General features: G+C 71.8%; 25 protein-coding genes and 1 tRNA gene. 19 read left to right on the top strand and 7 right to left on the bottom strand.

Features of this window, described 5'->3' with window-relative positions; genetic code table 11:
- The first annotated feature begins 144 nt into the window (after positions 1 to 144).
- Complete coding sequence (locus QWJ13_RS09925) at positions 145 to 909, top strand: TetR/AcrR family transcriptional regulator C-terminal domain-containing protein (protein WP_316522592.1); 765 nt, start codon at positions 145 to 147, stop codon at positions 907 to 909.
- Between the two features lie 47 nt (positions 910 to 956).
- Here the strand turns inward: QWJ13_RS09925 and QWJ13_RS09920 are convergent, their stop codons facing one another.
- From QWJ13_RS09920 to QWJ13_RS09910, 3 genes are all read right to left on the bottom strand, one after another.
- Positions 957 to 1,484 carry a DinB family protein gene (locus QWJ13_RS09920; RefSeq protein ID WP_316522590.1) on the bottom strand — a complete coding sequence of 176 codons (528 nt, stop codon included), beginning with the start codon at positions 1,482 to 1,484 and terminating at the stop codon, positions 957 to 959.
- Positions 1,484 to 2,281 (bottom strand): VOC family protein, encoded by a 798-nt coding sequence (locus tag QWJ13_RS09915; RefSeq protein ID WP_316522588.1) that lies wholly within the window; start codon positions 2,279 to 2,281, stop codon positions 1,484 to 1,486. Before QWJ13_RS09915 ends, QWJ13_RS09920 begins: the two co-directional genes overlap by 1 nt.
- A 146-nt stretch (positions 2,282 to 2,427) precedes the next feature.
- On the bottom strand, positions 2,428 to 4,722 hold the full coding sequence (locus QWJ13_RS09910; protein ID WP_316522586.1) for a terpene synthase family protein: 2,295 nt from the start codon (positions 4,720 to 4,722) through the stop codon (positions 2,428 to 2,430).
- A 302-nt stretch (positions 4,723 to 5,024) separates the two neighbouring features.
- On the opposite strand from QWJ13_RS09910, the gene QWJ13_RS09905 reads away from it, so the two are divergent.
- Positions 5,025 to 5,669 (top strand): HhH-GPD-type base excision DNA repair protein, encoded by a 645-nt coding sequence (locus tag QWJ13_RS09905; protein ID WP_316522583.1) that lies wholly within the window; start codon positions 5,025 to 5,027, stop codon positions 5,667 to 5,669.
- A 108-nt stretch (positions 5,670 to 5,777) separates the two neighbouring features.
- On the opposite strand, the gene QWJ13_RS09900 is transcribed toward QWJ13_RS09905, so the two are convergent.
- Positions 5,778 to 7,265 (bottom strand): MFS transporter, encoded by a 1,488-nt coding sequence (locus QWJ13_RS09900; protein WP_316523968.1) that lies wholly within the window; start codon positions 7,263 to 7,265, stop codon positions 5,778 to 5,780.
- A gap of 129 nt (positions 7,266 to 7,394) precedes the next feature.
- Here QWJ13_RS09900 and QWJ13_RS09895 point away from each other — a divergent pair, with 129 nt between their 5' ends.
- Positions 7,395 to 8,357 carry a helix-turn-helix transcriptional regulator gene (locus QWJ13_RS09895; RefSeq protein ID WP_316522581.1) on the top strand — a complete coding sequence of 321 codons (963 nt, stop codon included), beginning with the start codon at positions 7,395 to 7,397 and terminating at the stop codon, positions 8,355 to 8,357.
- Here the strand turns inward: QWJ13_RS09895 and QWJ13_RS09890 are convergent.
- Together QWJ13_RS09890 and QWJ13_RS09885 are read right to left on the bottom strand one after the other, a co-directional pair.
- Positions 8,354 to 9,250 (bottom strand): hypothetical protein, encoded by an 897-nt coding sequence (locus tag QWJ13_RS09890; protein ID WP_316522578.1) that lies wholly within the window; start codon positions 9,248 to 9,250, stop codon positions 8,354 to 8,356. The two genes, QWJ13_RS09895 and QWJ13_RS09890, sit on opposite strands and share 4 nt — an antisense overlap.
- 4 nt (positions 9,251 to 9,254) lie before the next feature.
- Positions 9,255 to 9,773: a YbhB/YbcL family Raf kinase inhibitor-like protein gene (locus QWJ13_RS09885; protein WP_316522576.1), complete on the bottom strand. Its 519-nt coding sequence runs from the start codon at positions 9,771 to 9,773 to the stop codon at positions 9,255 to 9,257.
- A gap of 86 nt (positions 9,774 to 9,859) precedes the next feature.
- On the opposite strand from QWJ13_RS09885, the gene QWJ13_RS09880 reads away from it, so the two are divergent.
- The 4 genes from QWJ13_RS09880 (at position 9,860) to QWJ13_RS09865 (ending at position 13,277) form a co-directional block, all read left to right on the top strand.
- Positions 9,860 to 10,531, top strand: coding sequence for a rhomboid family intramembrane serine protease (locus QWJ13_RS09880; protein WP_316522573.1), 672 nt, complete (start codon positions 9,860 to 9,862; stop codon positions 10,529 to 10,531).
- A gap of 146 nt (positions 10,532 to 10,677) precedes the next feature.
- Entirely contained in the window at positions 10,678 to 11,844 is a 1,167-nt protein-coding gene (locus QWJ13_RS09875; protein WP_316522570.1) for a glycoside hydrolase family protein, read from the top strand.
- A gap of 214 nt (positions 11,845 to 12,058) precedes the next feature.
- Positions 12,059 to 12,355, top strand: a complete 297-nt coding sequence (locus QWJ13_RS09870; protein WP_030061387.1) for a type II toxin-antitoxin system VapB family antitoxin — start codon at positions 12,059 to 12,061, stop codon at positions 12,353 to 12,355.
- A gap of 259 nt (positions 12,356 to 12,614) precedes the next feature.
- Positions 12,615 to 13,277 (top strand): LytR C-terminal domain-containing protein, encoded by a 663-nt coding sequence (locus tag QWJ13_RS09865; RefSeq protein WP_316523967.1) that lies wholly within the window; start codon positions 12,615 to 12,617, stop codon positions 13,275 to 13,277.
- A 73-nt stretch (positions 13,278 to 13,350) separates the two neighbouring features.
- On the opposite strand, the gene upp is transcribed toward QWJ13_RS09865, so the two are convergent.
- Positions 13,351 to 13,986 (bottom strand): uracil phosphoribosyltransferase, encoded by a 636-nt coding sequence (upp, locus tag QWJ13_RS09860; RefSeq protein ID WP_316522563.1) that lies wholly within the window; start codon positions 13,984 to 13,986, stop codon positions 13,351 to 13,353.
- A gap of 162 nt (positions 13,987 to 14,148) precedes the next feature.
- On the opposite strand from upp, the gene QWJ13_RS09855 reads away from it, so the two are divergent.
- The 12 genes from QWJ13_RS09855 (at position 14,149) to QWJ13_RS09800 (ending at position 26,533) form a co-directional block, all read left to right on the top strand.
- A complete protein-coding gene (locus tag QWJ13_RS09855; protein WP_316522561.1) occupies positions 14,149 to 14,397 on the top strand; it encodes a hypothetical protein in 249 nt (82 codons plus the stop codon).
- Between the two features lie 269 nt (positions 14,398 to 14,666).
- Positions 14,667 to 15,203, top strand: a complete 537-nt coding sequence (locus tag QWJ13_RS09850) for a tRNA adenosine deaminase-associated protein (RefSeq protein ID WP_316523965.1) — start codon at positions 14,667 to 14,669, stop codon at positions 15,201 to 15,203.
- 57 nt (positions 15,204 to 15,260) lie between these two features.
- On the top strand, positions 15,261 to 15,839 hold the full coding sequence (locus QWJ13_RS09845) for a nucleoside deaminase (RefSeq protein ID WP_316522559.1): 579 nt from the start codon (positions 15,261 to 15,263) through the stop codon (positions 15,837 to 15,839).
- Positions 15,840 to 15,907: 68 nt separating this feature from the next.
- Positions 15,908 to 15,994: transfer RNA gene (locus tag QWJ13_RS09840), tRNA-Ser, on the top strand.
- A 508-nt stretch (positions 15,995 to 16,502) separates the two neighbouring features.
- Positions 16,503 to 16,667 carry a hypothetical protein gene (locus QWJ13_RS09835; protein WP_316522556.1) on the top strand — a complete coding sequence of 55 codons (165 nt, stop codon included), beginning with the start codon at positions 16,503 to 16,505 and terminating at the stop codon, positions 16,665 to 16,667.
- Between the two features lie 107 nt (positions 16,668 to 16,774).
- Complete coding sequence (locus tag QWJ13_RS09830; RefSeq protein WP_316522555.1) at positions 16,775 to 17,068, top strand: Dabb family protein; 294 nt, start codon at positions 16,775 to 16,777, stop codon at positions 17,066 to 17,068.
- Positions 17,069 to 17,397: 329 nt separating this feature from the next.
- On the top strand, positions 17,398 to 18,180 hold the full coding sequence (locus QWJ13_RS09825) for a SigB/SigF/SigG family RNA polymerase sigma factor (RefSeq protein ID WP_316523963.1): 783 nt from the start codon (positions 17,398 to 17,400) through the stop codon (positions 18,178 to 18,180).
- A gap of 144 nt (positions 18,181 to 18,324) precedes the next feature.
- Positions 18,325 to 19,224: an RNA polymerase sigma factor SigF gene (locus QWJ13_RS09820; RefSeq protein ID WP_316522553.1), complete on the top strand. Its 900-nt coding sequence runs from the start codon at positions 18,325 to 18,327 to the stop codon at positions 19,222 to 19,224.
- Positions 19,225 to 19,835: 611 nt separating this feature from the next.
- Entirely contained in the window at positions 19,836 to 22,199 is a 2,364-nt protein-coding gene (locus QWJ13_RS09815; RefSeq protein ID WP_316522551.1) for a hypothetical protein, read from the top strand.
- 110 nt (positions 22,200 to 22,309) lie between these two features.
- The gene (gene pelF / locus QWJ13_RS09810) at positions 22,310 to 23,824 is read left to right on the top strand and encodes a GT4 family glycosyltransferase PelF (RefSeq protein WP_316522550.1); all 1,515 of its coding nucleotides are present in this window, start codon (positions 22,310 to 22,312) and stop codon (positions 23,822 to 23,824) included.
- 73 nt (positions 23,825 to 23,897) lie between these two features.
- The gene (locus QWJ13_RS09805; protein ID WP_316522547.1) at positions 23,898 to 25,418 is read left to right on the top strand and encodes a hypothetical protein; all 1,521 of its coding nucleotides are present in this window, start codon (positions 23,898 to 23,900) and stop codon (positions 25,416 to 25,418) included.
- 122 nt (positions 25,419 to 25,540) lie between these two features.
- Complete coding sequence (locus QWJ13_RS09800; protein WP_316522546.1) at positions 25,541 to 26,533, top strand: SDR family NAD(P)-dependent oxidoreductase; 993 nt, start codon at positions 25,541 to 25,543, stop codon at positions 26,531 to 26,533.
- The last annotated feature ends 46 nt before the right edge of the window (positions 26,534 to 26,579 follow it).

The raw sequence follows: 26,579 nt of genomic DNA, 5'->3' as shown, positions 1-26,579 counted from the left end.
CCGCCCTCCGTCCCCAGGGGAACGGTGTGCGCCGCTCCGAACACTGTACGGACGCCGCACACTGTTCGCAATGCCGCACACCGTTCGCCCTCCGAACAGCGTTCGCCCCGCCGTACACTGTGCGAAACAGTGAAGGAGGGCCCCATGGCGGCCAAGTCGGAGAACGGCACGACCCCGGGCATCCCCATGCCGTGGAACCGTCCGCAGCGCAAGCGCGAACAGCCTTCCCTCAGCCGCGACCAGATCGTCGCCGAGGCCTTCGCGCTGCTGGACGCCAACGGCATCGAGGCGCTGAGCATGCGCAAGCTCGCCGCCCGGCTGAACGCCGGCGCGACCTCGCTGTACACCCACGTCGCCAACAAGGAGGAACTGCTCGCGCTGGTCGTCGACCAGATCTTCGGTACCCTCCCGCTGCCCGAGGCCGAGGGCTCCGAGGAGCCGAAGGTGTGGCGCGCGAAGGTCATGGAGTGCGCCGAGAGCATGCGCGCCGCCATCACCCGCCACCCGTGGATGGTCGGGGTGATCGGTGACGTCGGGATGATCTACCTCGGCCCCAACTGGATGCGGCTCTGCGAGGCCCAGCTGGCCGTCATGGAGACGGCCGGCTTCGAGTTCTCCGAGGCGAACGAGGCGATGAACGCGGTGGTGGGCTACACCATCGGGACGGCCTGCGTGGAGGCCTCCTGGCTGGCCTCGCTGGCCCGCAGCGGCCAGGACGAGCAGGAGTGGATGAACCGGCTGCTGCCCACCGTCATCGAGGCCACCAAGGACTTCCCGCGGCTGCACCGGCTGTACACCACCGAGGTGTCGAGCGAGGTCGAGGCGGGCCGGGACAACAGCTTCACCCGCGGCGTCAACGTCATCCTGGACGGGATCGAGGCGACCATGAACGCCCGCCGCGGGCGCTGAAGCCGCCGAGGCCGCCCGGCGCCCGGCGCCCGGCGCCCGACACCGGATCAGCCCATCGACTTCGCCCCGTCCAGCGACTCCCGGATGATGTCGGCGTGCCCGGCGTGCTGCGCGGTCTCGGCGATCAGGTGCAGCAGCACCCGCCGGGCCGACCAGACCGCGCCCGGCGGGAACCAGGGCGCCTGCGGCAGCGGATGGCTGAGGCCGAGGTCGGGCAGGGTCCGGACCAGCTCGTCCGTCCCGCGCGCCACCCGCTCGTACTCGGCGAGCAGCCCGGCCAGGGTGTCGCCCTCCGCCATCCGGAACTGGGCCGCCCAGGCGTCCGGGCCGCCGGGCCCGCCCCAGTCGCCGTCCGCGCCCCGCATCGCCTCCGCGCCGCCGGTCATGAACCGCGCCCAGCGCGCCTCGACCCCCGCCACGTGCTTGATCAGCCCGCCGAGGCACAGCTCGCTGACCGTGGTGCGCTCGGCCGCCTGCTGGTCGGTGAGCTCGCGGACGGTGCGCCGCAGCAGCCCGCGGTGCTTGTCCAGGGCCTCGACCAGCTCCTCCCGCTCACCCATGGGCTCGCCTCCCATCAGGCCTCCTCCGTCTCCGGCGGCTCGCCGACCCGCCGCGCGAGGTCGATCAGCCCGAACGCCGCGCCCTGCGGGTCGCCGACCACGGCGAACCGGCCGTCCGGGCTGTCCATCGGCCCGGCGTACACCGTGCCGCCGCGCTTCGTCAGCTTCTCGACCGCGACGTCGGCGTCGTCCACCGCGAAGTAGACGCTGATGTACGAGGGCGCCTCCGCCGGCAGGAACTCGTCCTCCGCCGCCATCCGGCCGAGCACGACCTGCTCGCCGACCTGGTACATCCGGTAGTCGAAGTCCCCGCCCGCCATCTTCCGCACGCCGTACGGGAAGACCGCCGGGAAGAAGGCGTCGGCCTTCGCGGGCTCGCGGGTCACCAACTCGGCCCAGCTGTACGCGCCCGGCGCGCTCTGCTTCTCGAAGCCCTCGTGCCGCCCGGCCTGCCAGACGCCGAACGCCACGCCCGCCGGGTCCTTGGCGATCACCATCGTGCCGAAGTCGCCGACCTGCATCGGCCCCATGACCACCTCGCCGCCGTTGGCGCGGATCCGCGCCGCGGTGGCACCGGCGTCCGACGAGGCCAGGTACAGGCACCAGGCGGACTGGGCCTGCGCGCCCGGCATCGGCGGCACGATCGCGGCGACCGCCTTGCCGTCCGAGTACGCCTGGGTGTAGTTGCCGTACTCCGACGAGCTCTCGCCGAAGGTCCAGCCCAGCACGTCGCCGTAGAAGGCCTTCGCGCCCTCCAGGTCGGTGAACATCGCGTCGGCCCAGCAGGGTGTGCCCTCAGGTAGCGCAGCCATCTCTCTGCCCTCGTGTGTGGCGAAGTGCGCGCGCCGGAGGGCGCACGCCCCCGAATCGCCAGCCTAGCCACGAGGCCGCGCACCCGCGCGGGGTAGGAAAGCGGGGGAGGAATGGGCCCCGCGAGGGTGCGCCGCCCGTCAGAGCGTCACCGCCCGGGCGCCGGCAGCCGCAGCGAGGCCGTCCCCAGGCCGGTCGGGCCGAACGGCACCGCAGCCGTCGGCCCTTCCACGAGGTCCCGCTCGACCGAGGCACCGAAGTGCCGCGCCAGGTCCGCCGCGCCGTACCGGTGGCAGTCCCGGTGCCAGCCGAGGATGCCGGCGAGCCAGTTCTCCAGGTCCGCCACGTACCCTTCGAGCAGCTCCCGGGCCGCCGTGTCCAGCCCGAAGTCCTGGTACATGACCGGGAGTTCCTTCCGCACGACGTGCTGGAACTGGTCCAGCCGCGCGTGCATCAGGTCCTCGACGATGCGGACCGCCGCCGGGTAGTCGCAGCCGAAGAAGTTCTGCACCACCAGGACGGCGTTGTTCAGCTCGCCCTCGTACTCGATCTCCTTCTGGTACGAGAAGAGGTCGTTCGCCATGGCCGCGTAGTCCACCGCGGCGTGTTCCATGGCCCGCATCGAACCGTGCGCGTACACCTCGGCCGGCAGGGCCCCGCCGAGACCGGTCCGGGCAAGGCTGGTGGTGAGTTCGGAGCCGAAGGTGGAGCGGCGCATCTCCAGGTAGTCCACCGGGTCCGGGACGCGGTTCTGGATCCGGTTGGCGACCTCCCACACCCAGCTCGTCAGCATGGTCTCGACCGCCTCCCGGAACCGGCCGCGGCCGTCGGCGTCCAGCAGGGCGGCGGTGCGCTCCCAGATGTCGGCGAGGCCGCGCTCCAGGGCGTTGCGGGGCTCCGGCGCGGGGGTGTCGTCGACCGGCATGAACTGCGCGAGCCGCTCGTTGGAGGCCTTGGCGCCGGCCAGGTCCCGGGCGCCCCCGAAGGCCCTCGGGTAGTAGTCGTCCGCCCAGGTGCCCCACACCAACCAGGACGAGGCGAGGTCGAGTTGGTCGGGCGTGGCGTCGGGGTGGATGCCCGCCGCGCAGAGCGGGAGGTCGTAGTCCCGGAGCGAATCGGCGTCCCAGATCCCGGAGCCGGGGAGGTCCGGGTCGGCCGCCAACAGGCCCATCCGCTGGGCCCATCGGACGGAACGCTCCCGCGCGCCGTCCAGGTGCGGGCTCAGCCTGCGGTCGTACGGAAGCCTGAACTCCGGCACCAGGGACGGCCCGACGGCCTGGTAGGGCACGTGGCCGTGCGACCGCGCCCGCCGCGCGGCCGGCGCCTGCGCACTCACCGCCCCCTTGCGCAGGATGTCCAGCGCCGAAGTGCCGATGCCACCGATCGCGTACTGGTCCCACCAGTTTCCGGCGGGCGGCTGCGGCACCTCGCCACCCGAACTCTCCGCCGCCCCACCGCCGTTCATGTACCGGCTGGAACGCAGGTGCCACTCGTGCCCACCGGACTGCCAGTCCTGGAGGCCCTTGGCGTACGCCAGCACCCGGGCGCGTCCCTCCGGGTCGAGCCCGGTCTCCTCGAACAGCACCGGAAGTTCGGTGAACACGGTGTTCTCGAACTGTTGGAGCCGCGAGGTGAGCAGGTCGTTGACCGCGTCGGCGGCCTCCTGGGTGGAGCACTCCAGGAACCGCTCCAGCACCAGGATCCCGTTGCTCAACTCGCCCTCGTCCTCCACCTCCCGCTGGTACGAGAAGATGTCGTTGCGCAGGTGCACCCCGTCGGAGAAGGCGTCCATCAGCACCCGCAGCGCCCGCGAACCCGACACCTCCTTCGGCACCTCGGCCCCGACCGCGTACTCCACCAACTGCGCCGACCAGGGCGCGCCGCCGACCTTGCGGCGCATCTCGATGTACTCCACCGGGTTGGCCACCCGGCCCTCATCGATGTTCGCGAGCTCCCACAGCGACTCGCGGAGCAGGTTCCGGGTGCTCTCGGCGAACCGGATCCGCCAGTCCTCCCCCATCTCCGGCACGGTGCGCCGCCACAGGTCGGCCAGGCCGGCCTCGACCGGGTTCTCCGGCTCCGGCATCTCGGCGGCCGGGTCGGCCGGCATGAACAGCGGCAGCCGGTCGAGGTGGACCTTGCCCGCCTGCCGGTCGTTGGTGCGCTTGAACATGTCCAGGAAGTGGTCGTCGAAGAAGAAGACCCACACGTACCAGTCGGTGACCAGCGACAGCACCTCGGCGGACGCGTCGGGGTGGGTGTAGGCGCAGAGCAGCCCGTAGTCGTGGGCCTCCAAGTCCGCCTGATCCCAGATTCCGGACCCCTCCAGCATGCCCATCTCCCGGGCCCAGCCGGTGGAATGGGCCCGCGCCTCCTCCAGATGCGGATTGAGCCGAGCCGGGTGCGGCACGTAGAAGGACGGCAGTTCGAACGGCTGGGTCACGGCGGGCGAGCCTTTCTGGACGCATCGATTTGGACACAGAATGACCTACCGTCAGCCCGCGACACCGCCACAACAGCAACAGTCATATGAAATGACTCATCACCCCCGCAAGCGCGGGCACATAATTGTCCGCGCCGGGTCGGCGACACTCCCGGGAGGCGCTCCGCCAACGAACAATGCAGCACTGGCAAGGGCTTGAGAGACAAGACTTCCCACGCTACGGGCGTGTTGACCGCGTGCGCCCACGCCGCGTCCACCAGACTGGGCGCCGACCAGACGTCAACTCCGAGGAGGGCAAGCCCATGAACGTCACCGTTCGGCTCGCACAGCAGCCCGAGGCCGACGAACTGCTCGGACGGAGTGCGCTCGCCGCGCTCGTCGGCATGCTGCTGGACCAACAGGTCCCGATGGAGTGGGCGTTCACCGGTCCGCTGACCATCGCCCAGCGCCTCGGCCACGACGACCTGGACGCCCACGAGATCGCCACCTACAACCCGGAGGAGTTCGTCGCGCTCCTCTCCGCGAAACCCGCCGTCCATCGTTATCCGGCCGCGATGGCCAAACGGGTGCAGCAGCTCTGCCAGTTCCTCGTCGCGCAGTACGACGGCGACGCCGCCGCGCTGTGGAAGAACGTGCGCACCGGCAAGGAGCTGCTCAGCCGGCTCAACGCCCTGCCCGGCTTCGGCAAGCAGAAGTCGCAGATCTTCCTGGCCCTGCTCGGCAAGCAGTACGGAGTCCAGCCGGAGGGCTGGCGCGAGGCGGCCGGGGCGTACGGCGAGGAGGGCGCGCACCGTTCGGTCGCCGACATCACCGGGCCCGAATCCCTCACCCTGGTACGGGAGTTCAAGCAGGAGGTGAAGCGCGCCGCGAAGGAGGCCAAGGCCGCTGCCAAGCCGCGCACCACCACCCGTAGCATCGCCTCCCCCGCCCCGACCGGTGCGCGCTGACCGCCGGTCGACCCAGCAGGGCGACCACACCGGGCCCGAGCCCGCCCCGTGCGCGACGCGGGCCCCGGCCGCGTGGCGCGACCGGGGCCCGCGAACGGGGGTGCCGCGTCAGGACAGGACGGGCTGCTGCTCCCGCGAAGCAGCGCCGGCCGCGGAGCCGGCGACGGCCCCGGCCGCCTTGCGCCGCGGCAGCGCGAACATCAGCAGGAAGACCGCGAACAGCACCCCGGCGACCCACCACATCGCGTGCACGAAGGCCGTGCCGAACGCCGTACCGATCGCCTCCGGCGCGACCACGTCGTCCATCGCCCCGAAGAAGGCCACCGAGACCAGGCCGAGCCCGAGCGCGTTGCCCACCTGCTGCACGGTGTTGATCAGCCCGGACGCCGAACCGGCGTGCTCACGCGGCACCTCCGCCAGCACCGCGTCGGTGATCGGCGCGACGATCAGCCCCATCCCGAGGCCCATCACCACCATCGGCAGCACCATCTGCCAGGCCGCGATCGCCGTCCCGTACCGGTCCGCCTCCCAGATGTAGACGAGCACGCCCGCCGTCATCACCAGCGCGCCGGTCTGGAGCACCTTCCGCCCGAACCGCGGCACCAGCTTCTGCACCGAGAGCCCGGCCGTGATGGAGACCGCGATCGAGAACGGGATGCCGGTCACACCGGCCTTGAGCGGGCTCCAGCCCAGCCCCACCTGCATGTAGAGGGTCCAGACCAGGAAGTAGATGCCGAGCGCCACGCCGAAGGCCAGCTCCACGCAGATCCCGGCCGCGAAGGACTTCACCCGGAACAGCGCCAGCTCCACCAGCGGCGAACCGTCCCGCCGCGTCTTGAACCGCTCGTACACCACGAACAGCGCGAACACCGGCAGGCTCCCGGCCATCGACAGGTAGCCCCACAGCGGCCAGCCGGCCTCCCGGCCGTGCGTCAGCGGGTAGATCAGCATCAGCAGGCCGAGGCTGGCCATCGCCACGCCCACCAGGTCCAGCTTCAGCGCCTGGTCGGCCTTCGACTCGTCGATGAAGCGGCGGCCGAGCAGCAACCCGGCGAGGCCGACCGGCAGGTTGATCAGGAAGATCGGCCGCCAGGCCAGGCCGAACAGGTCCCACTCGGTGAGCAGCGCGCCGATCAGCGGGCCGGAGACCGCGCCCAGCCCGACCACCGCGCCGAACAGGCCGAACACCTTGCCGCGCTCCTCCGCCGGGAAGGTCGCGTGGATGATCGACAGCACCTGCGGCACCATCAGCGCCGCCGTCCCGCCCTGGAGCAGCCGGGTCGCGACCAGCATCTCCGGCGAGGCGGCCAGCCCGCACAGCGCCGAGGCCAGGGTGAAGCCGCCGATCCCGATCAGGAACACCCGCTTGCGGCCGTGGATGTCGCCCAGCCGGCCGCCGGTGATCAGGCCGATCGCGAAGGCCAGCGCGTAACCGCCGGTGACCCACTGGATGGCGCTGAAGGAGGCGCCGAAGTCCTGCTGGATGCTCGGGATGGCGATGTTGACGATGGTGACGTCCACCAGGTCCATGAAGGAGGCCACCATCACGATCGTCAGCGCGATCCACCTCCGCCGGTCCGCTGCCGCGGTCCCCATTCCGTACTCCTCTTCCTTCTTCACGACGTTCTTCACGACCCGCTCTTCATGACGCTCTTCTCCACGCCCATGACAGTACGGGCCATGTAGGTCAGCTCCTGTCCCAGTTGTTCCGGCATCCTGGAGCCCATGAGCGACACCCCGGCCCGGCTGCTGAGCCTGCTGTCCCTGCTCCAGACCCCGCGCGAGTGGCCGGGCAGCGAGCTCGCCGAGCGGCTCGGCGTCAGCCCCCGCACCATCCGGCGCGACATCGACCGGCTGCGCGAGCTCGGCTACCCGGTGCGGGCCAGCATGGGCGCGGTCGGCGGCTACCGGCTGGTCGCGGGCACCGCGATGCCGCCGCTGCTGCTGGACGACGAGGAGGCGGTGGCCATCGCGGTCGGGCTCCGCGCGGCGGCCGGGCACGCCGTGGTCGGCATCGAGGAGGCCTCGGTACGGGCGCTCGGCAAGCTGCTCCAGGTGCTGCCGGGCCGGCTGCGGCACCGGGTCGGCACGCTCAACTCCGCGACCGTGCCGCTGCTCACCGGGGACGGTCCGACCGTCGACCCGGAGGACCTCACGGTGCTCGCCCGCGCCGTCACCGCCCGGGAGCGGCTGCGCTTCGGCTACCGGGCGTACGACGGCGCCGAGAGCAGGCGGCAGGTCGAGCCCGAGCGGCTGGTCTCGGTCGGCCGCCGCTGGTACCTGGTCGGCTACGACCTGGACCGTACGGACTGGCGGCTCTTCCGGGTCGACCGGCTGGCCGACCCGGTCGCCACCGGCGTCCGCTTCACCCCGCGCCCGCTGCCCGCCGAGGACGCCGCCGCGTACGTGGCGGCCAAGCTGCGCCGCCCGTCACCGAGCGGCACCGTGGTCGCCACCGTGCACGCCCCGGCCGAGCGGGTCCGGCACAGCCTCCAGTCCGGCGACTCCGAGGTCGAGCCGATCGACGAGCAGAGCTGCCTGCTCCGCTCCCGCTCCGACTCGCTGGCGTGGACGGCGATGCGGCTGCTCTCGCTGGACTGCGCCTTCGAGGTGCACGAGCCGCCGGCGCTGCGCGAGCACCTGCGCAGGCTGGCGGCCCGCGCCGAGCACGCGGCGGGACGGCCCTAGGCCTCGACCCGGTACCAGCCGTTGCCGGAGCGGAACCACAGCACGCCGTCCCGGCCGTACGCGCGCTCCCGGTCGAGGTCGCCGGGCACGTCCAACTGGCGCTTGCCGGTCCGCTTCCACTGCTTGCCGACGAGCAGGTGCCAGGTCAGCTCCCCGCCGGAGGTCAGGAAGACGCCCTCCCGGGCGCGGACCGCGAAGCCGACCGGCAGCCGGACCGGGCACGGCACCGTGGTCGACGTCCCGGCGGTCTCCTCGATCCGGGTGAGGTAGCTGCCCGAGGAGCTCGGGTACCAGGCCAGCCAGGCGTAGCGGCCCTCGGTCGCGCCGGCCAGGCCCTCCAGCGGGTAGCCGGGCAGCTCCTTCCGGTGGTCCGGGCTCCAGACCACCCGGCCGTGGGTGTCGGCGCCCCGGAGGCCCGCGAAGGACATCGGGTGGTCGCCGTAGATGCCCTCGTCCCCGTAGGCCGTCCAGATCCGGCCGTTCCGGTCGGTCACCAGTGCCCGGACGTCGTCGCCGAGCCGCAGTTCCCGGCCGGGGGTCCCGTCGGGGCGGTGGACGAAGCCGTTGGGCTGCCACTCCTCGCCGTCCTGCTCGGCCCGGCACTCGGCCAGCAGCAAGCGGCCGCCCGGCAGCAGCGCCAGGTGGTCCGGCGAGCAGCCGACCCCGGTGAGCGGCACCCGGCGTTCACCGCCCCGGTCCGGCAGCACCACCTCGGCGTCGTACGGGAACCGGAGCGGCGGCCACGACCCGGCCGGTGCCAGGTACTGCTCCGGCACCACCAGGACGGCCAGTTCCCCGTCCGGTCCGACCGTCCAGGTCACGGCCCGGCGACCGGCCCGCCACTCCTCTTCGGGCAGCCGCCAGACCTCGACCGGACGATCGGACGTCGCCAAAGCTTCAGACCCCGTACTCGGCGGTCAGCAGCGCCCGGGCGATGGTGTGGAAGGTCAGGTTGAAGCCCACCTGGGCCGGCGGGACGTCGGCGGCGACGCCCAGCTTCTCCACGTCCAGCGCGTGCACCGCGAAGACGTAGCGGTGCGGGGCGCCGGGCGGCGGGGCGGCGCCGTCGTACTGGTTGCCCGGGAAGTCGTTGCGGCCGTGGAAGGAGGCGGCACCCGGCAGGTCGGCGTCCGAGGAGCCGGCACCGCGCGGCAGGCCGGCGGTGTCGGCGGGCAGGTCGAGGGCGAGCCAGTGCCACCAGCCGGAGCCGGTCGGCGCGTCCGGGTCGTAGCAGGTGACCGCGATGCTCCGGGTGCCCTCCGGCAGGCCCGACCAGGCCAGCTGCGGCGAGAGGTTGCCGCCGGCGTGGATGAACTCCTGGCCCAGCGTGCCGCCTTCGGTGATGTCCTGGCTGCTGAGCTGGAAGGACGGCACCTGCGGCAGGAACTCGTACGGCAGCGGCGGACGCACAGTCATGGAACGGTCACCTCTCACAGTCGGAATGACACCGGTCACTGTAGTGGGGTGCACGTGCGATCCCGCCGCCCCTAGAGTTCGGTGGCATGGCCTCCAGAATGTCCCGTCTGCTCACCGACTCCCGTGACGCGCTGTTCACCATGCTCGGCATCCAGGCCGTCATCTGGTCGGTGCAGGTGATCAACTGGCTGGACGACTACGGGCTGTCGCGGGAGCTGGGGCTGCGCTCGGAGCGGATCGGCGACCTGCCCGAGATGTTCACCATGCCCTTCCTGCACTTCAGTTGGGACCACATCGAGGCCAACTCCTGGCCGCTGTTCGTGCTCGGCTTCCTCTCCGCCTACCGGGGCATGAAGAAGTTCCTGCTGGCCAGCCTGGTGATCATGGTGTCCGGCGGGCTCACGGTCTGGCTGCTGGAGGGCCCGAACACCGTGACGGCCGGCGCGAGCGGCATGGTTTTCGGCTACCTGGGCTACGTGGTGCTGCGCGGGGTCCTGGACCGCAACGTGCTGGACGCGGTGGTCGGCGTCGTCGTCGCGGCGGTCTACTCGACCGTCCTGGTCGGCGTGCTGCCGATCACCCCGGGCGTCAGCTGGCTGGGGCACCTCGGCGGGCTGATCGGCGGACTGGCCGCCGCCTACCTGCTCCGCAACCGGCCGGCCGAGCGGCAGCCCCCGAAGCCCACCGCCACGAAGCCCGCCACCCCGGACAGCCCCGGCTCCGCCCTGCTCAAGCAGCTGGATGAGCTCGGCCTCTGAGTCCGACGAGTCCGACGAGTCCGAGTCCGACGCGCCGGCAGGGCCGGCGCGGCCCGCGTAGCCCACCCGGGCCACCAGGTATAGACCAATCCAACCCCTGCGACTAGCGTGGACAGCTCCCCCTCCCCCAGCTCCGGAGCCGCACCGTGGAGTCGTCCGTCCTCGCCTTCGCCACCGACCTGCTCGACGAGGGCGCCGACACCTTCTTCGGCAACCTCACCGACCGCGCCGGGGTCGGCGGCGTCACCCTCGCCTCCGTCTACCACGAGGCCCGCGACGTCTTCCCGCACAACCCCCGGCGGGTGGTCCGCTACCTGGAGCCCGGCGCGGCCTACTTCCGCCCCGACCCGGCCGCCTGGCGGGGCCGCCGCCTCACGCCCGTGCCGTCCACCGCGATCGGCGAGCGCGACCCCTTCGCCGAGGCCGCCGAGGAGACCCGCCGCCGCGGCCTGAAGCTGCACGCCTGGACGGTCTTCTGCCACAACGACCGGCTGGGCTTCGCCCACCCCGACTGCGCCCCGGCCAACGCCTTCGGCGACCGCCACCTCACCGAGCTCTGCCCGGCGAACCCGGAGGTCCGGGAGTACGCGCTGACCCTGGTCGCCGAACTGGGCCGGTACGGCGTGGACGCGATCCGCGCCGAGTCCCCGCACTTCCACGGCCTGCGCCACGGCTACCACCACGAGCGCTACTTCGAGGAGCTGGGCCCGACCGCCGAGGCCCTGCTCGGCGTCTGCTTCTGCCCGCACTGCCGCGCCGCCGCCACCGCCGCCGGCGTCCCGGCCGAGGAGGTGGCCGAGGCCGTCCGCACCGAGCTGCGCCGCCGGCTGGCCGACGAGTCCGCGGCCGCCGAGCCCGCCGACCTGAGCGCCCTGGCCGACGGCGCCTTCGCCGCGTACGTGGACGCCTCCGCCGCCACCGTCACCTCGCTCGCCGCCGAACTCACCGAGCAGGCCCACCGGTACGGCATGCGGCTGAGCTTCATGGACGGCGGCGGCCCGGGCAAGGGCTGGCTCTCCGGCATCGACCTGCCCGCCCTCGCCGAGGTCACCGACCAGATCGAGACCCTCGGTTACGCCAGGACCCCGGAGGCCGTCCGGGAGAAGATCGCGGCCTTCGCCCTGCACGGCGTCCGGCCGGAGCGGATGGCGGTGATCCTGCGCCCGATGTCCTCCGACTGCGACGGCCCGGAGAACCTCGCCGCCAAGCTCGCCACCCTGCGCGAACTCGGCGTCCCCGAGGTCGAGTTCTACAACTACGGACTGATGCGGCTGTCCTCCCTGGATCGGATCGGCGCCGCGCTCTCCGGCTGACGGGTCAGCACCGGAGGCCATCCGTGCACATTCCTGAGCGGATCGGAACGCTTCGGAACGCTTCGGAATCGAGACCGGAACCCGATCGGTGCCGGACGATGTTCGCGACATATCCGGTCAAATAGCCGCATTCATCCACCCGCGGTTCACACCGGCGCGCGTGGCGGGGCCTCGGCTGCTGCGCCATCCGCCGCCCAAACGGTAGGCTTTCCGTGTGATCTTCAAGCGCATCGGCAATGGGCGGCCGTACCCGGATCACGGCCGGACGAGCACCCGCCAGTGGGCTGACGTCGCCCCGCGTCCGGTGCGACTCGACCAGCTGGTGACCACCAAGGGCCAACTCGACCTCGAAACCCTGCTGGCCGAGGACTCGACCTTCTACGGGGACCTCTTCGCCCACGTGGTGAAGTGGCACGGCGACCTCTACCTGGAGGACGGGCTGCACCGGGCCGTACGGGCCGCGTTGCAGCAGCGCCAGGTGCTGCACGCCCGCGTCCTCGAAATGGAGTGACGGACCCCCATCTCGGGCCCGTCGGCCCGCGACCGGCTCGTCCCACCCCGCGGAGGGCGCTCCGCCCACACCCCGGTACGCCCTTTCGGGTACCGGGGTACGCCAGATGATGATCGTTTAGTACCTTCGAAGCCGTACGGCACTAGGCTGCTGACTACGGCCGCGACCAGGGGATTCCGCCCGCACCGGGGGAAGTCCCCACCCGGCCGATCCGTCATCCCGACCCCGCCCTGGCACGAGGGGGAGACAAACCGTGAGCATGTTGACTCCCCGAGGCCTCAAGGGGAAGCAGTACCGCGTCACCGGCAACACCTATCCGCGGCTGGGCCGGCCCCCGAAGAAGAGCCGCAAGGTGATCGCCGCGCTGGCCGGCCTGCTCGCCCTCGCCCTGGTCGGGCTCGGCGGCGTGCAGCTGTACGACATCTTCACCGGCAAGAACAAGAACAGCTCGGCGCAGGCCTGTGCGACGCCGTCCGGCAAGCCGCTGGCCGCCCCCACCCCGGACGCCACCGCCGGCGCACCCGCCGCGGAGGGCGACCCGCACGCGATCCCGCAGCCGTCCGCGGTCACCGTGAACGTCTACAACGCCACCACCAAGGGCGGCCTGGCCGGCCGCACCGCCGAGGAGCTCAAGAAGCGCGGCTTCGTCATCGGCAAGGTCGGCAACGCCCCGGCCGAGCTGGACAAGAAGGTGCCCGGCACCGCCCAGGTGATCGCCGGCCCGGCCGGCGCCGGCGCGGGCACCCTGGTCGGCTCGCAGATCGCCGGTGCCGCCGTCACCGCCGACGCCCGCACCGACGCCAGCGTGGACTTCGTGATCGGCGACAGCTACAACGCCCTGCTGGACGAGACCCAGGCGGCCGCCGCCCTCGCCCTGGCCACCAAGCCCTCCCCCGCCCCGACCGCCACCGGGAGCTGCTGACACCCCCGCGAGACCAGGAGAGCCCCCGGCAGACGCAGTGTCGGGGGCTCTCGTACGTTCAGGGGGAGGAGGCTCAGCCCGCGGTGCCGTACAGGCGGTCGCCCGCGTCGCCGAGGCCGGGGACGATGTAGCCGTTCTCGTTGAGCCGCTCGTCCACGGCGGCGGTGACCACGGTGACCGGCAGGCCGGCCAGCTCCCGCTGCATCACCTCGACGCCCTCGGGGGAGGCCAGCAGCACGACGGCGGTGACGTCGGTGGCACCGCGCTCGATCAGCATCCGGATCGCGGCGACCAGGGTGCCGCCGGTGGCCAGCATCGGGTCGAGCACGTAGACCTGGCGGCCGGAGAGGTCGTCCGGCATCCGGGTGGCGTAGGTGGAGGCCTCAAGGGTCTCCTCGTTGCGGACCATGCCGAGGAAGCCGACCTCGGCGGTCGGCAGCAGGCGGGTCATCCCGTCCAGCATGCCGAGGCCGGCCCGCAGGATCGGGACCACCAGCGGGCGCGGGTAGCTGAGCCGGGTACCCATCGTGACCGCCACGGGCGTGGTGATCTCCACCTCGTCGGTGCGGACGTCACGGGTGGCCTCGTAGGCGAGGAGGGTCACCAGCTCGTCGGTCAGGCGACGGAAGGTCGGTGAGTCGGTGCGCTCATCGCGCAGGGTGGAGAGCTTGTGGGCGACCAGGGGGTGGTCGACGACGTGGAGACGCATGTATCGAGGTTAGCCCGGTCCTGCACGGGTGTACGACTCACCGTGCCCGACCCGGGCGGCCGACCGGGTGACGTCCCGGTGACGCACCGCGACCTGCGGTGAAGTTCGGACGGAAGTACCTCCTGTGGTATCAACCGGGCCGTTCTGGGAATGTCACCTCTTATGACGAGCAACCCGAACGCCGGGGGCGGCTCGACGGAGGAGCCCGCCGACGGGGCCGGCCGGAGCCAGGGCCCGCCGCACGACCCCCCGGAGGCCGAGTCGGAGACCGAGGCGGACCGCCGCAAGCGCCGGGCCGTCTTCCTGCGTGAGCTCGCCGAAGCCCGCGAGCTGCGGGAGCGGGTCCAGCCCCGACGGACCAAGGAACGGCGGATGCGCGAGGCGATGCGGATGCGAACCTTCCGGATCTGACACGGCCGGCCACCGGCCCCGCGCCCCCCGACGGGCGTTCGGAGCAAATTTCGACCGGCTTCGGACCGCACCGCCCTCCGCCACCCGGTCCTTCCGACACGACCTGCAAAGACGCGCTGCCGAACACCCCCCGCAAGGGCAGGCTTTCTGTCACGATTCCGATGGGACGGTCCGAACAAGCGGCCCGCCCCGGGCGCGGGGGCGACCAGATTTTCGCATTGCCCGTGCGCGCCGAGAGCCGAGAACCGACGATCTTGGGAGTGTCCCTGGTGGCGTACTTCGCGGCAGTGCTTGCTCGCACCGAGGACGGGTGGGATGTGAGCGAGACGGAGCTCGACGACGTCGAAACGCTGGCCGATCTGACCGACCTGGCCCGCGGCTCCACCCAGGACGACGACAGCGTCCTGATCTTCATCGAACAGGAGGACGCCTGGTTCGCCATCGTCCGCGTGGACGGCGAGGAGGACCCGCGGATCTTCGTGTCGGACGGTGCCGCGGCCGCCCGCAGCTCCTACGGCTCCGTCCTGACCGACGAGTTGGTCGACCAGGCCGGCGAGAGCGAGTTCGGCGACCTGGACCACCTGCTGGACGAGGCCGAGGACGCCGGGGAGCAGGACGACGAGGACGCCGAGGCCCACGGCTCCGTCCCGGTCGGCCCGCTCGGCGACGCCCACCTGCTCACCGAGTTCGGCCTCGCCTCCGACGAACTGCTCGCGCTCAGCGGCGAGGGCGCGGTGCCGGGCGACGCCCTGGAGGAGATCGCCGAGGCCCTGGGCTGCGGCGAGGTCCTGGAGGCCGTCCGGTAGCGGGGGCGGCCCACGGCCCTGCCGGTGTCCGTCACCGGATGCCCGACACTGGATGCCATGCAGCCCGCATCCACCCCACTGACCGTCCCGTACGTCCCCCCGCTGCCCGCACCCGTCCGCCCCGACCCGGTCCGCGACCGCTGGGCGGCGCCGATGCGCCTCGCCATGGCCGAGGCCGCGCTGGCGCCGGCCACCGGGGACGTACCGGTCGGGGCGCTCGTGCTGGATCCGGACGGCGAGGTGATCGGACGGGGCCACAATGTGCGCGAGGCGGTCGGCGACCCGACCGGGCACGCCGAGGTGGTCGCGATCCGGCAGGCGGCGGAGAATTTGAGGCAGGCCGCGCGCAGCGCGCCGAATAAGGGTGGCGGCGGGCGGCGGGAGGGCGAATGGCGGCTGAGCGGCTGCACGCTGGTCGTCACGCTGGAGCCGTGCACCATGTGCGCCGGCGCCATCGTGCTGTCCCGGATCGACCGGGTGGTCTACGGCGCCCTCGACGAGAAGGCCGGCGCGGCCGGCTCGCTCTTCGACGTGATGCGCGACCGCCGGCTCAACCACCGCCCCGAGGTGGTCTGGGGCGTCCTCGCCGAGGAGTGCGGCGAGCAGCTGCGGGCCTTCTTCGACACTCATCGCTGAGGGTCCCTCGGCCCGCTCCGCCGACAAGGATTTCGTGACTGCGCCACCCCTCCGGTAGAGTTCCTCTCGGTAGCGTGTCCGAGCGGCCAAAGGAGCACGCCTCGAAAGCGTGTGTGGGGGCAACTCCACCGTGGGTTCGAATCCCACCGCTACCGCTCGAAAGCCCGAGGGCCCGTCCGATCCGGACGGGCCCTCGGCGTTTCTCTCGGCGTTTTCTCTCGGCGTCTCTCCCTCGGCGGTTCGTGCCGCAGCTGTCCTCCGGTGCCGCGCGGGCACGAAAAACGGCTCCGTACCCCGGGCCGATGACCACCGGTGCCCGGTCCGTACGGAGCCTGGAGGGGGGAGCGGTTCGGGGGGACTGGCCGCTCCCCCTGCGGAGTCCCACAACCGGCGCCACGTCGGGGGGAAGCCGCGGCGACCGGTCCCACAGCGGGGAGCTCCGGATCCATGCACCGGGGATTCCTGCCAGATCCTCGGCACGTCATCCATCCTGCCGCCCGGCCCCCGACGGGGCACCCGGAGAAAGGCCCCACTCGCGGGGACCTTCGTCCCGCCGGCCGAACGCGTCGCACACTTGATAGCCCGTCCGGGTGGATAAGCTGCCCCTTGCAGGCCGCTCGGGGACGGGACGACGGCGGCCCACGGCTGGAGGAAGGGAACCCGATGGCGCAGGCGAAGAAGATCGGCATCGTCCTCCTGCTCGTCTTCGTGCTCTACTCGATCATCACTTCGCCCTCCCGGTCCGCCGAGCTGGTCCAGCTCGGGTTTGAGGGGATCTCGAACGCGGCCAAGGCCGTCGGCACCTTCATGACCGGCCTGATCAAGTAGCCGCCCGGTCGGGCGTCGGGCCGATCGACCCACGGGCGACCCACGGCCGGCCCGCACCGGCTACGGTGAGCGGGACCCTCTGTCCCCGTCCGCGAGGAGCGGCAATCGTGATCCGGCACCTGGTCCTGTTCAAGCTCAACGAAGGCGTCAGCAAGGACGAAGAGCGCGTGCTCGCCGGCGCCAAGGCCTTCGACGCGCTCGGCACGGCGATCCCCGAGCTGCGCGAGTGGGAGTGCGGCTGGAACATCACCGAGCGGGGCATCGCGTACGACTACGCGATCAACAGCCTGGTGGAGGACCGCGACGCCCTCCAGGCCTACCTGACCCACCCGGACCACCAGGCCGCGGCCGGCCTGTGGCGCGAGTTCGCCACCTGGGCGATCGCCGACGTCGAGGTCTGAGCACCCGTCCGGCCCCGACCGGCCGCGGCGCCCCGTCCGGAGCTCGGACGGGGCGCCGCGCCGTGTCCGGGGGCGCTCCGGGCGGCATCGCGCCGGCCGTCCCGGGAGACGTCGAACGCCCGACCAACACACCTCCACCGGGTGCTTGCCCGACCTGTGCCCACCTTGTGATGCTATGACCGGTTTTGCCGGACATGGCGAGATAGTGAACCAGCCGCAACACCCGATCCGCAGGGCCCGCCGTTGACGACTTTGGGAGGGGTGAGGTGTCCGTGGACGAAGTGCTGGCTGCGATCACCAGCCCGGCCGGCGAGCTCCGCCCGGAGCGGCTGCGCGGCCCCGGCGGCCGCCCCGCCGTGGACGTCCGGACGCTGACCCGGGTGCTGTTCGAGCGGCTCGCCGAGCTGCCCCCGGACGCCCCCGAGCGGGAACGGGTCCGGGCCGCCCTGATCGAGGTGAACATCCCGCTGGTCCGCTACGCGGCCACCCGCTTCCGCAGCCGCAGCGAGCCGATGGAGGACGTCGTCCAGGTCGGCACCATCGGCCTGATCAACGCGATCGACCGCTTCGACCCCGAGCGCGGCGTCCAGTTCCCCACCTACGCGCTGCCGACCATCCTGGGCGAGATCAAGCGCTACTTCCGGGACAACGTCCGCACCATGCACGTCCCGCGCCGGCTCCAGGAGCTGTGGGTCCAGGTCAGCGGCGCGATGGAGGAGCTGACGGTGCTGCACGGGCGGGTGCCCAAGGTGCCCGAGATCGCCGCCAGCCTGCGCATCCCCGAGGAGGACGTACGGGCCTGCCTGGACGCCGGGCGGGCCTACAGCGCGGCGTCCCTGGAGGCGGCGCAGGAGCACGAGGGCGGGCTCGCCCTGCTGGACCGGCTCGGCTACGAGGACGCGGCGCTGGCCGAGGTCGAGCACCGCGACATGGTCCGCCACCTGCTGGTCCAGCTCCCCGAGCGGGAGCGGCGGATCGTGATGCTGCGGTTCTTCGCCAACCTGACGCAGTCCCAGATCAGCACCGAGCTGGGGATGTCCCAGATGCACGTGTCCCGGCTGCTCTCCCGGATCCTGACCAGGCTTCGGACCGGGAACTCCTGGGAAGAGTGAGATTGCAGCGAGTTACTCCGGCGTGACATCTTGCGACGTTCGGGTTTGCCGTGGACCGTGTTCCGGTATGGAGGGGGAAGGCCCTCGCCGGGAACCTCCGCGCGAAGGCCCCCGTTCAACTGACAGTCACAAGGGGGTGGGTGCATGTCCGGAGAGCTGGGCACTGCGGAGATCCACGCGGGGCGCGCCAACGGCACGGCCGTCGTCGAGGACCTGGTCCCGCGGCAGCGGGTCGAACCGCTCCGACCGCCCGGCCCGGGATCCGAGACACCGCCCGGCTCCGGGCTGGACACCCGGACGCTCTCCCGCTCGCTGTTCCTGCGGCTGGCCGCGCTGGATCCGGGCAGCTCCGAGCACACCTACGTCCGCGACACCCTGATCGAGCTCAACCTGCCGCTGGTGCGGTACGCCTCGGCGCGCTTCCGCAGCCGCAACGAGCCGATGGAGGACATCGTCCAGGTCGGCACGATCGGCCTGATCAAGGCGATCGACCGGTTCGACCCGGAGCGCGGGGTGGAGTTCCCCACCTTCGCGATGCCCACCGTGGTCGGCGAGATCAAGCGCTTCTTCCGGGACACCAGTTGGTCGGTGCGGGTGCCGCGGCGGCTCCAGGAGCTGCGGCTGGCGCTCACCAAGGCCGGTGACGAGCTCTCCCAGCGGCTGGACCGCTCCCCCACCGTCGCCGAGCTGGCGACCTGCCTGGGGGTCAGCGAGGAGGACGTGGTCGAGGGCCTCGCGGTCGGCAACGCGTACACCGCCAGCTCGCTCGACTCCGGCACCGGCGAGGAGGACAGCGACGGACCGCTGGCCGACCGGCTCGGCTACGAGGACCTCGCGCTGGAGGGCGTCGAGTACCGGGAGTCGCTCAAGCCGCTGCTGGCCAAGCTGCCGCCGCGCGAGCGCCGGATCATCATGCTGCGGTTCTTCGGCAACCTCACCCAGTCTCAGATCGGCGAGGAGATCGGGATCTCCCAGATGCACGTCTCCCGGCTGCTCACCCGGACGCTGACCCAGCTGCGCGAGGGGCTGATCAACGAGGGCTGAGCCGCCAGCCCCCAGACCGGGCCGGTCCGTGCGCGTCACGGGCCGGCCCGTTCGATTTAGTTCAGGCCATCGCCGCGCGCCGCCGCATCGCCCCGCGCAATCCCGCACCGCGTCCGACCAGCGGCGTTCCGACGGCCTTCGGTGACGCATTCCGTACGCTCCGGAATCCCATCGACTCGGTATGCTGATCCACCGTACGAACGGTTCCATTGCAATTTCGGACTGTCCCGTGGCACAGCACTGCTCGATATTGCATGAACCTGCCCAGTAGAGCGACGAGTTGTGCAAGAGTGTCATGCGCAACGACGACAGTGCAGGTGCCCCGCCCGCCCGCCGAGCCACACCGTCGGTAGCCACCTGTAACACTCGGCTTCCGCTTTTTCATTTTCAATTCACTATGTGCGCCACCGGTACGGTTCCGGTCACAACCAGCGCCTTCATGGCCTCGCCATGAACGTTGGTAACAGGTTCGCTGCACTCTCGCCCAATTGGTCCCTCGCAACGCTGTCCCTCGACCAGGATGGGCCCGGGCAGCCTGCTGCCCGCGAACAGCTACACGGGCAGGCAAGCGCGCGGAGCAGCGCGACGACTGCCCCAAGGGGAGGATCACCATGGGTCGAGCGACCCGAAGAGTCGCCGCGTGCGCGGCGACAGTTCTGCTGGCCAGCGGCTTGCAGACCACCCTGGCCCACGGCGACACCACGCCGCCCAGGATCGACCTCACCATCCTGGTCGTCGACGACGGCGGCCCGTCCGTCGCGGCCATCGCCTCCGAGCTGAAGAGTCAGGGCACGCCCTACAAGGTCGTCAGCCTCAATGACCCCAACCGACCCGTCATCAACTCCGCTTTCCTGAGCGACACTCTGAACGGCCAGCCCCGCGGGAAGTTCCAGGGCATCGTGCTGCCCAACGAAAACCCCTTCCCCAACAGTGCCGCCGAGATGACCGCGATCGCGAGCTACGAAGCCGCATTCAACGTCCGCCAGATCGACGCGTACACCTGGGCCAGTCCGGCGGTGGGCCTGAACTACGCCCAGAATCCCGGATTCGTGGGCTCCCTCGACGGATTCCAGGGCGCCACCACGGCGGCCGGAACTTCGGGCCCGTTCGGGTACCTCAAGGGCAGCGTCCCGTTCGAGGACAACGACCCGAACGTCAGCGAGAGTTACGGCTACCTGGCCACCCCGCTGGCCGGTCTGCCGGCCGGCTCCTCCTTCGTCCCGCTGGTCGACGCGTCGATACCGAACTCCACCGCGCGCGGTTCGCTGGTCGGCGAGTACACCCACGACGGCCGCAAGGAACTGGTCGTCACGTTCGTCTACAACCAGTACCAGCAGCAGTACCGCCTGCTGGCCCGCGGCATGGTGGACTGGATCACCCAGGGCGTCCACCTCGGCTACGACCGCAACTACTTCGCCACCCACGTGGACGACGTCTTCCTGGCCGACGACCGCTGGGACACCGTGCTCAAGTGCACCCCCGGCGACGTCACCTGCCCGCCCGGCACCCCGGACACCGCCAACCCGATCCGGATGACCGCCGACGACGCCAACCACCTCAAGCAGTGGCAGGCCGCCAACAACTTCACCCTGGACATGGTGTTCAACGGTGGCGGCAGCGAGGACTGGAAGGCCGACCACCAGGCCACGGTCGACCCGACGGCGACCCGGATGATCGCCGACCAGAACAGCTACCGGTGGGTCAACCACACCTACACCCACCCGTACCTGGGCTGCGAGCAGAACGTCACCGTGGTGCCGTGGGTCTGCGCCAAGAACGCCGCGGGCGCCACCGTCTGGGTCGACCAGAACACCATCTCCGGCCAGATCAAGACCAACTTCGACTGGGCCGCCACCAACGGCCTCCAGGTCGACCCGCAGGCCCTGGTCACCGGCGAACACTCCGGGCTGCTCACCGCCCCGCAGGAGACCAGCGACAACCCGAACCTGGCGCCGGCGCTGGCCGCCAACGGCATCAAGTTCACCGCCAGCGACGCCTCCCGCGAGACCGGCCAGCGGGCCGTCGGCTCGTCCACGCTCACCGTGCCGCGGTACCCGATGAACGTCTTCTACAACGCCGGTACCGCGAAGGAGGAGGCCGACGAGTACAACTGGATCTACACCAGCAAGGCCAACGGCGGCAGCGGCGTCTGCGAGAACAACGCCAACTCGACCTGCCTGCCGCAGCCGTTGGACACCACCACCGGCTACCAGTCGTACATCGTGCCGCTGGAAGCCCGGATCGACCTCGGCCACGTGCTGAACAACGACCCGCGGCCGCACTTCGTGCACCAGTCGAACCTGTCCGAGGACCGCATCCTGTACCCGGTGCTGGAGAAGATCCTCGGCACCTACCGCTCGCTGCACGCGGACAACGCCCCGATCGTGAACCTGAGCCAGCGTGAGATCGGCCTGGAGTTCCAGCGCCGCGCGGCCTGGAGCGCGGCGGTCGCGGCCGGGCAGGTCACCGCCTACCGGGTCGGGAACGCCGTCACGGTCAGCGCTCCGGCCGGTGTTCAGGTCCAGGCCACCATGCCGACCGGAACTGCTCAGAAGCTGGCCATCGGGACGTCCGGGTTCGGTTCGTCCTACGCCGGTACGCTCTCGGGCTGGGTGTCCCCGGGTGCGCTCCAGAGCACCGTCACCCTCCAGCTGCCGGCCGCGCCGGCCGCCCCGGCCGCCGTCGCGCCGAGCGTCGCGGCCAAGTCCGTGCCGGCCCCGGTGCCGTCGGACAAGAAGGTCGTGCCGCAGGGCGTCGCCACCCCGGTCCCGGTGGGCCCGGGCGACAACACCCGCAAGCACGCTCCGTCGCTGGTCCCGGGTAGCGGAACCCCGGTGCCCGGCAAGGGCGTCGTCGCTGGCACCATCGGTCAGGACGGCAACGGCCGCGGCGACCAGGCCGCGCCGAAGAACGGCAAGGCCTCTGGGGGGACGGCCACGCCGAGCAGCGCCACCGGACGCTCCGACAACCGGTAACCGGCACCACTCCGCTGGTGGGGCCGGGCCGTCGCCCGGCCCGGCCCCGCCGCGGCTCCCGTTCCGGCCATCCAGGCGGAACCGACGCAAGAACAGGAGGGGGGACAGGAATGCGCGTCACCCTGCTCACCGAGGGGACGTATCCGCACCAGCACGGCGGCGTGAGCGTCTGGTGCGACCAGCTCGTTCAGGGCATGCCGGACGTCGACTTCGACGTCATCGCCGTCACCGGGACCGGCCACGAGCCACTGGCCTGGGAGCTGCCCGCCAACGTCCGATCGGTCACCACCGCACCGCTGTGGGGACCGGCCTCGGAGGCCCGGCCGCCCCACGGCAAGGAGATGCGGCGCTTCCTCAACGCGTACGAGCGCTTCCTGCACTCCGTCCTCGATCCGGTCTACACCACCCACTTCGGCACCGAGCTGTACGGCTTCGCCGACCTGGCCCGCCGCGGGCTGCTCAGCCCGGCGCTGCGCAGCGAGCGCGCGCTGCGCACCCTCCAGCACGTCTGGACCCGCGACTACCTGCCGACCGCCGTCTCCCGGCCCACCATGCACGACGCCCTGAACGCCACCGACCTGCTGGAGCACGCCCTGCGGCCGCTCTCGGTCGAGCCGCCCAAGGACGGCGTCGCGCACGCGGCCAGCGGCGGGCTCGCCACCCTGCCGGGGCTGATCGCCGCTCAGCAGTACGGAGTACCGTTTCTGCTCACCGAGCACGGCATCTACCTGCGCGAGCGCTACCTCGGCTACCGCACCGGCCCGTACCGCTGGCCGGTCAAGGCGCTGCTGCTCGGCTTCTACCGGATGCTGGCCGAGGAGAGCTATCGGCAGGCCGCGCTGGTCACCCCCGGCAACCGGTACAACCGGCGCTGGGAGGAGCGCGGCGGCACGCCGCCCTCGCACATCCGCACCGTCTACAACGGGGTGGACCCGGCGGCCTTCCCGCCGGCCGGCCCCGAACCCGAGACGCCGACCCTCAGCTGGGCCGGGCGGGTCGACCCGATCAAGGACCTGGAGACGCTGATCCGGGCCTTCGCCATCGTCCGGCGGGAGATCCCCGAGGCGCGTCTGCGGCTCTTCGGCGGCACCCCCAAGGGCGGCGAGGCGTACCGGGACGGCTGCATAGCCTTGGCCGCCGAGCTCGGCATAGCCGACTCGGTGGCCTTCGAGGGCCGCGTCGCCGACATCACCGACGCGTACGCGGCGGGCAACGTGGTCATGCTCTCCAGCATCAGCGAGGGCTTCCCGTTCACCCTGATCGAGGCGATGTCCTGCGGCCGCGCGACCGTCTCCACCGACGTCGGCGGCGTGCGCGAGGCCGTCGGCGACACCGGTCTGGTCGTCCCGCCGCGCGAGCCCGAACCGATGGCGGCCGCCGCGATCGAGCTGCTGCGCGACGCCGAACGGCGCGCCCGGCTCGGCGAGGGCGCCCGGCTGCGGGTGATCGAGCAGTTCACCCTCCGCCAGAACATCGACGGCTTCCGCGGCATCTACACCGAACTCCTGGGCACCGCCCGCTGGATGCCGGGCGGCATGGTCGCCGTCACCGACCAGGCGCCCAGCCCCGACTGGGACCAGCAGCTGGCCGCCGCGGCGCCTACTCCGAGCGAGGTCGGCGCGTGAACGAGCGCGGAGAGAGAACCATGGACAGGAGCGTGTCCCGCGCAGCGGCCGCCGAGCGCAGCGAGGTGGACGCATGAGTGGTCCGCTCCGCTTGGTTCCCGGTGAAGCCGGGCCCGAGCACACCGTGCAGCTGCGCGCGCTGCCGCTCAAGCGCCGCCGCCCCGCCCCGCCGGAGCCGGAGCACGAGGAGTCGCTCTACCTCCCCGCGGACCCGCTGGACGAGCTCGCCGAGCGCCTGCGCGACGTCTGCGCCGACGCCGTCCACCCGTACGAGATCGCGGCCTTCCTGGAGTCCGACGGCCTCTCCGACGAGCAGGCCGCCCTGCTGTACGGCCGCCCCGACGCGTTCACCGTCGCCGAGGAGCTGTTCGAGAAGGTCGAGCGCCGCTACCCCGGCCCGAGCTCCGAGTTCGCCAACCCCTGGCGGGCCGACCCCTGGCGCTGCGTGGTGCGCGGCCTGGTGTTCGCCCTGCCCGGTCTCGGCTACCTGCTCGGCGCCAACCTGTTCGCGACCACCCGGATGCGCTTCGGCCTGCCCTCGGGCATGCTCGCGCTGTCCGTCGCGACGCTGGTCAGCTGGGGCTTCAACCAGGCGCTGGCGCACCGGTCCTACCGCTGGCTGAGCCGGCTGCGCCGCCGCGACGCCGCGCTCTGCCTGGCCGTCGGCGCCCCGCTGGGCGCCCTGGTCGCGGCGAGCGCCGCGTACCTGGTCGGCGGGCCGCTCGGCGCGCTGGGCTTCGCCGCCGGGCAGTCCTGCTACCTCGCCGCGGCCACCGTGCTGCTGGTGCTCGGACGGGAGAAGTTCCTGCTGGTGGCGCTGGCCCCGGCCTCGGTCGGCGCGGGCGTGGTGCTGGCGGTGGACGTCCCCCAACTGGCCCGTACGGTGGTGCTGCTCGCCTCGGTGCTGCTGGCGGTCGGCCTGGCCGTTCGGGAGCTGCTGGTCTGCATCCGCGGCGGCGAACGCGAATCCGTCGAACTGCGGCTGCCCGTCCGCCAGGAGGTCCCGCACCTGCTGTTCGGCCTGGCCTGCGGCGCGCTCACGCTGATCGCCGGCCTCGGCGGGACGATCCACCAGGCGGTGCGGACCGGCGGCCACGCCACCCAGGAGGCGTCGACCGCCCTGACCGGTCCGGCCATGATCGCGCTGACGCTCAGCCTGGGCCTGGCCGAGTGGCTGCTCTTCCGCTACCGGGCGATGGCGGTGGCCGCGCTGCGCACCAGCCACACCAGCGGCCAGTTCTCCCGGCGCACCGGCGGCATCCTGCTCGGCTGCCTGTTCATCTACCTCACCACCGTGGCCGCGCTGGACGCCGCCGCGACCGTGCTGTGGCCCGGCGCCCCCGCGCTCGGCGTGCCGCAGCTCGGCGCGATGCTGCTCCTCGGCGGCTCGCTCTGGCTGGCGCTGCTGCTGAACGCCTTCGGGTTCAGCTGGAGCACCGCCTTGATCTGCCTGGCCGCCGCGGTCGCCGAGAGCGCCGGGCTGCTGGCAGGTGCGGACCCGATCGTCCTCCAGCTGATCGGCTGTGGGGCGGCCGCCGTCGTCCTCACCGCAATCGCCGGGCCCGCGCTCGGCCGCACCACCCAACACCGCTGAACAGCACCACCGGACAGCGGTGCTGAAGGTCGGGCACCGCTGGACACCACAACGAATATCCCGCACGCCCGAATCCGCGTGCACCGCCGTACCCGCTCCACTTCGAGAAAGCGAACCCCCGCATGAGCAGCGTCGCGGTTACCGGAGCCGAGGGCTTCATCGGCTCCCACCTCGTCGAGACCCTGGTCGCCGACGGGCACCACGTCCGCGCGATGGTCCAGTACAACTCGTTCTCGTCCTTCGGCTGGCTGGAGACCCTGCCCGAGGAGGTGCTGGACTCGGTCGAGATCATCCTCGGCGACGTCCGGGACCCGGGCTCGGTCAACGGCCTGGTCAAGGGCACCGAGGCGGTCTACCACCTGGCCGCCCTGATCGCGATCCCGTACTCCTACCGCGCCCCCCACTCGTACGTCGACACCAATGTCACCGGCACCCTGAACGTGCTGGAGGCGGTGCGCCACCTGGAGATCCCGCGCCTGGTGCACACCTCCACCAGCGAGACCTACGGCACCGCGCAGACCGTGCCGATCACCGAGGACCACCCGATCAACACCCAGTCCCCGTACGCCGCCTCCAAGGCCGGCGGGGACCGGCTGGCGGACAGCTACCACGCCAGTTTCGAGACCCCGGTCGTCACCCTGCGCCCGTTCAACACCTTCGGCCCGCGCCAGTCGATGCGCGCCGTCATCCCCACCGTGATCGCCCAGGTCGCGGCCGGCCAGACCGAGATCACCCTCGGCGACCTGCGCCCGACCCGCGACTTCATGTTCGTCAAGGACACCGCCAACGCCTTCCGCACGGTGGGCACCGCGCCCGCCGAGACGGTGGTCGGCCGCACCTTCAACGCCGGTACCGGCGGCGAGATCTCGGTCGGCGACCTGGTCACCCTGGTCGGCAAGCTGATGGGCGTGGACCTGCTGGTGAAGGAGGACGAGCAGCGCATCCGTCCGACCAACTCGGAGGTCATGCGGCTGGTCGCGGACGCCACCCGGCTGCGCGAGGCCACCGGCTGGGCGCCCGCGTTCAGCCTGGAGCAGGGCCTGGAGCAGACCATCGAGTTCTTCCGCGACCCGGCCAACCTGGCCCGCTACAAGACCGACATCTACAACGTCTGACCGCCGCGAACGATCATGCTCGTCCTGGAGTCGAGGTAAGTGCCAT

The organism is Kitasatospora brasiliensis (assembly GCF_032654805.1).
Lineage (GTDB): Bacteria > Actinomycetota > Actinomycetes > Streptomycetales > Streptomycetaceae > Kitasatospora > Kitasatospora brasiliensis.
The sequence above is the reverse complement of the archived record's forward strand: the minus strand, read 5'-3'. Positions and strand labels throughout refer to the sequence as shown.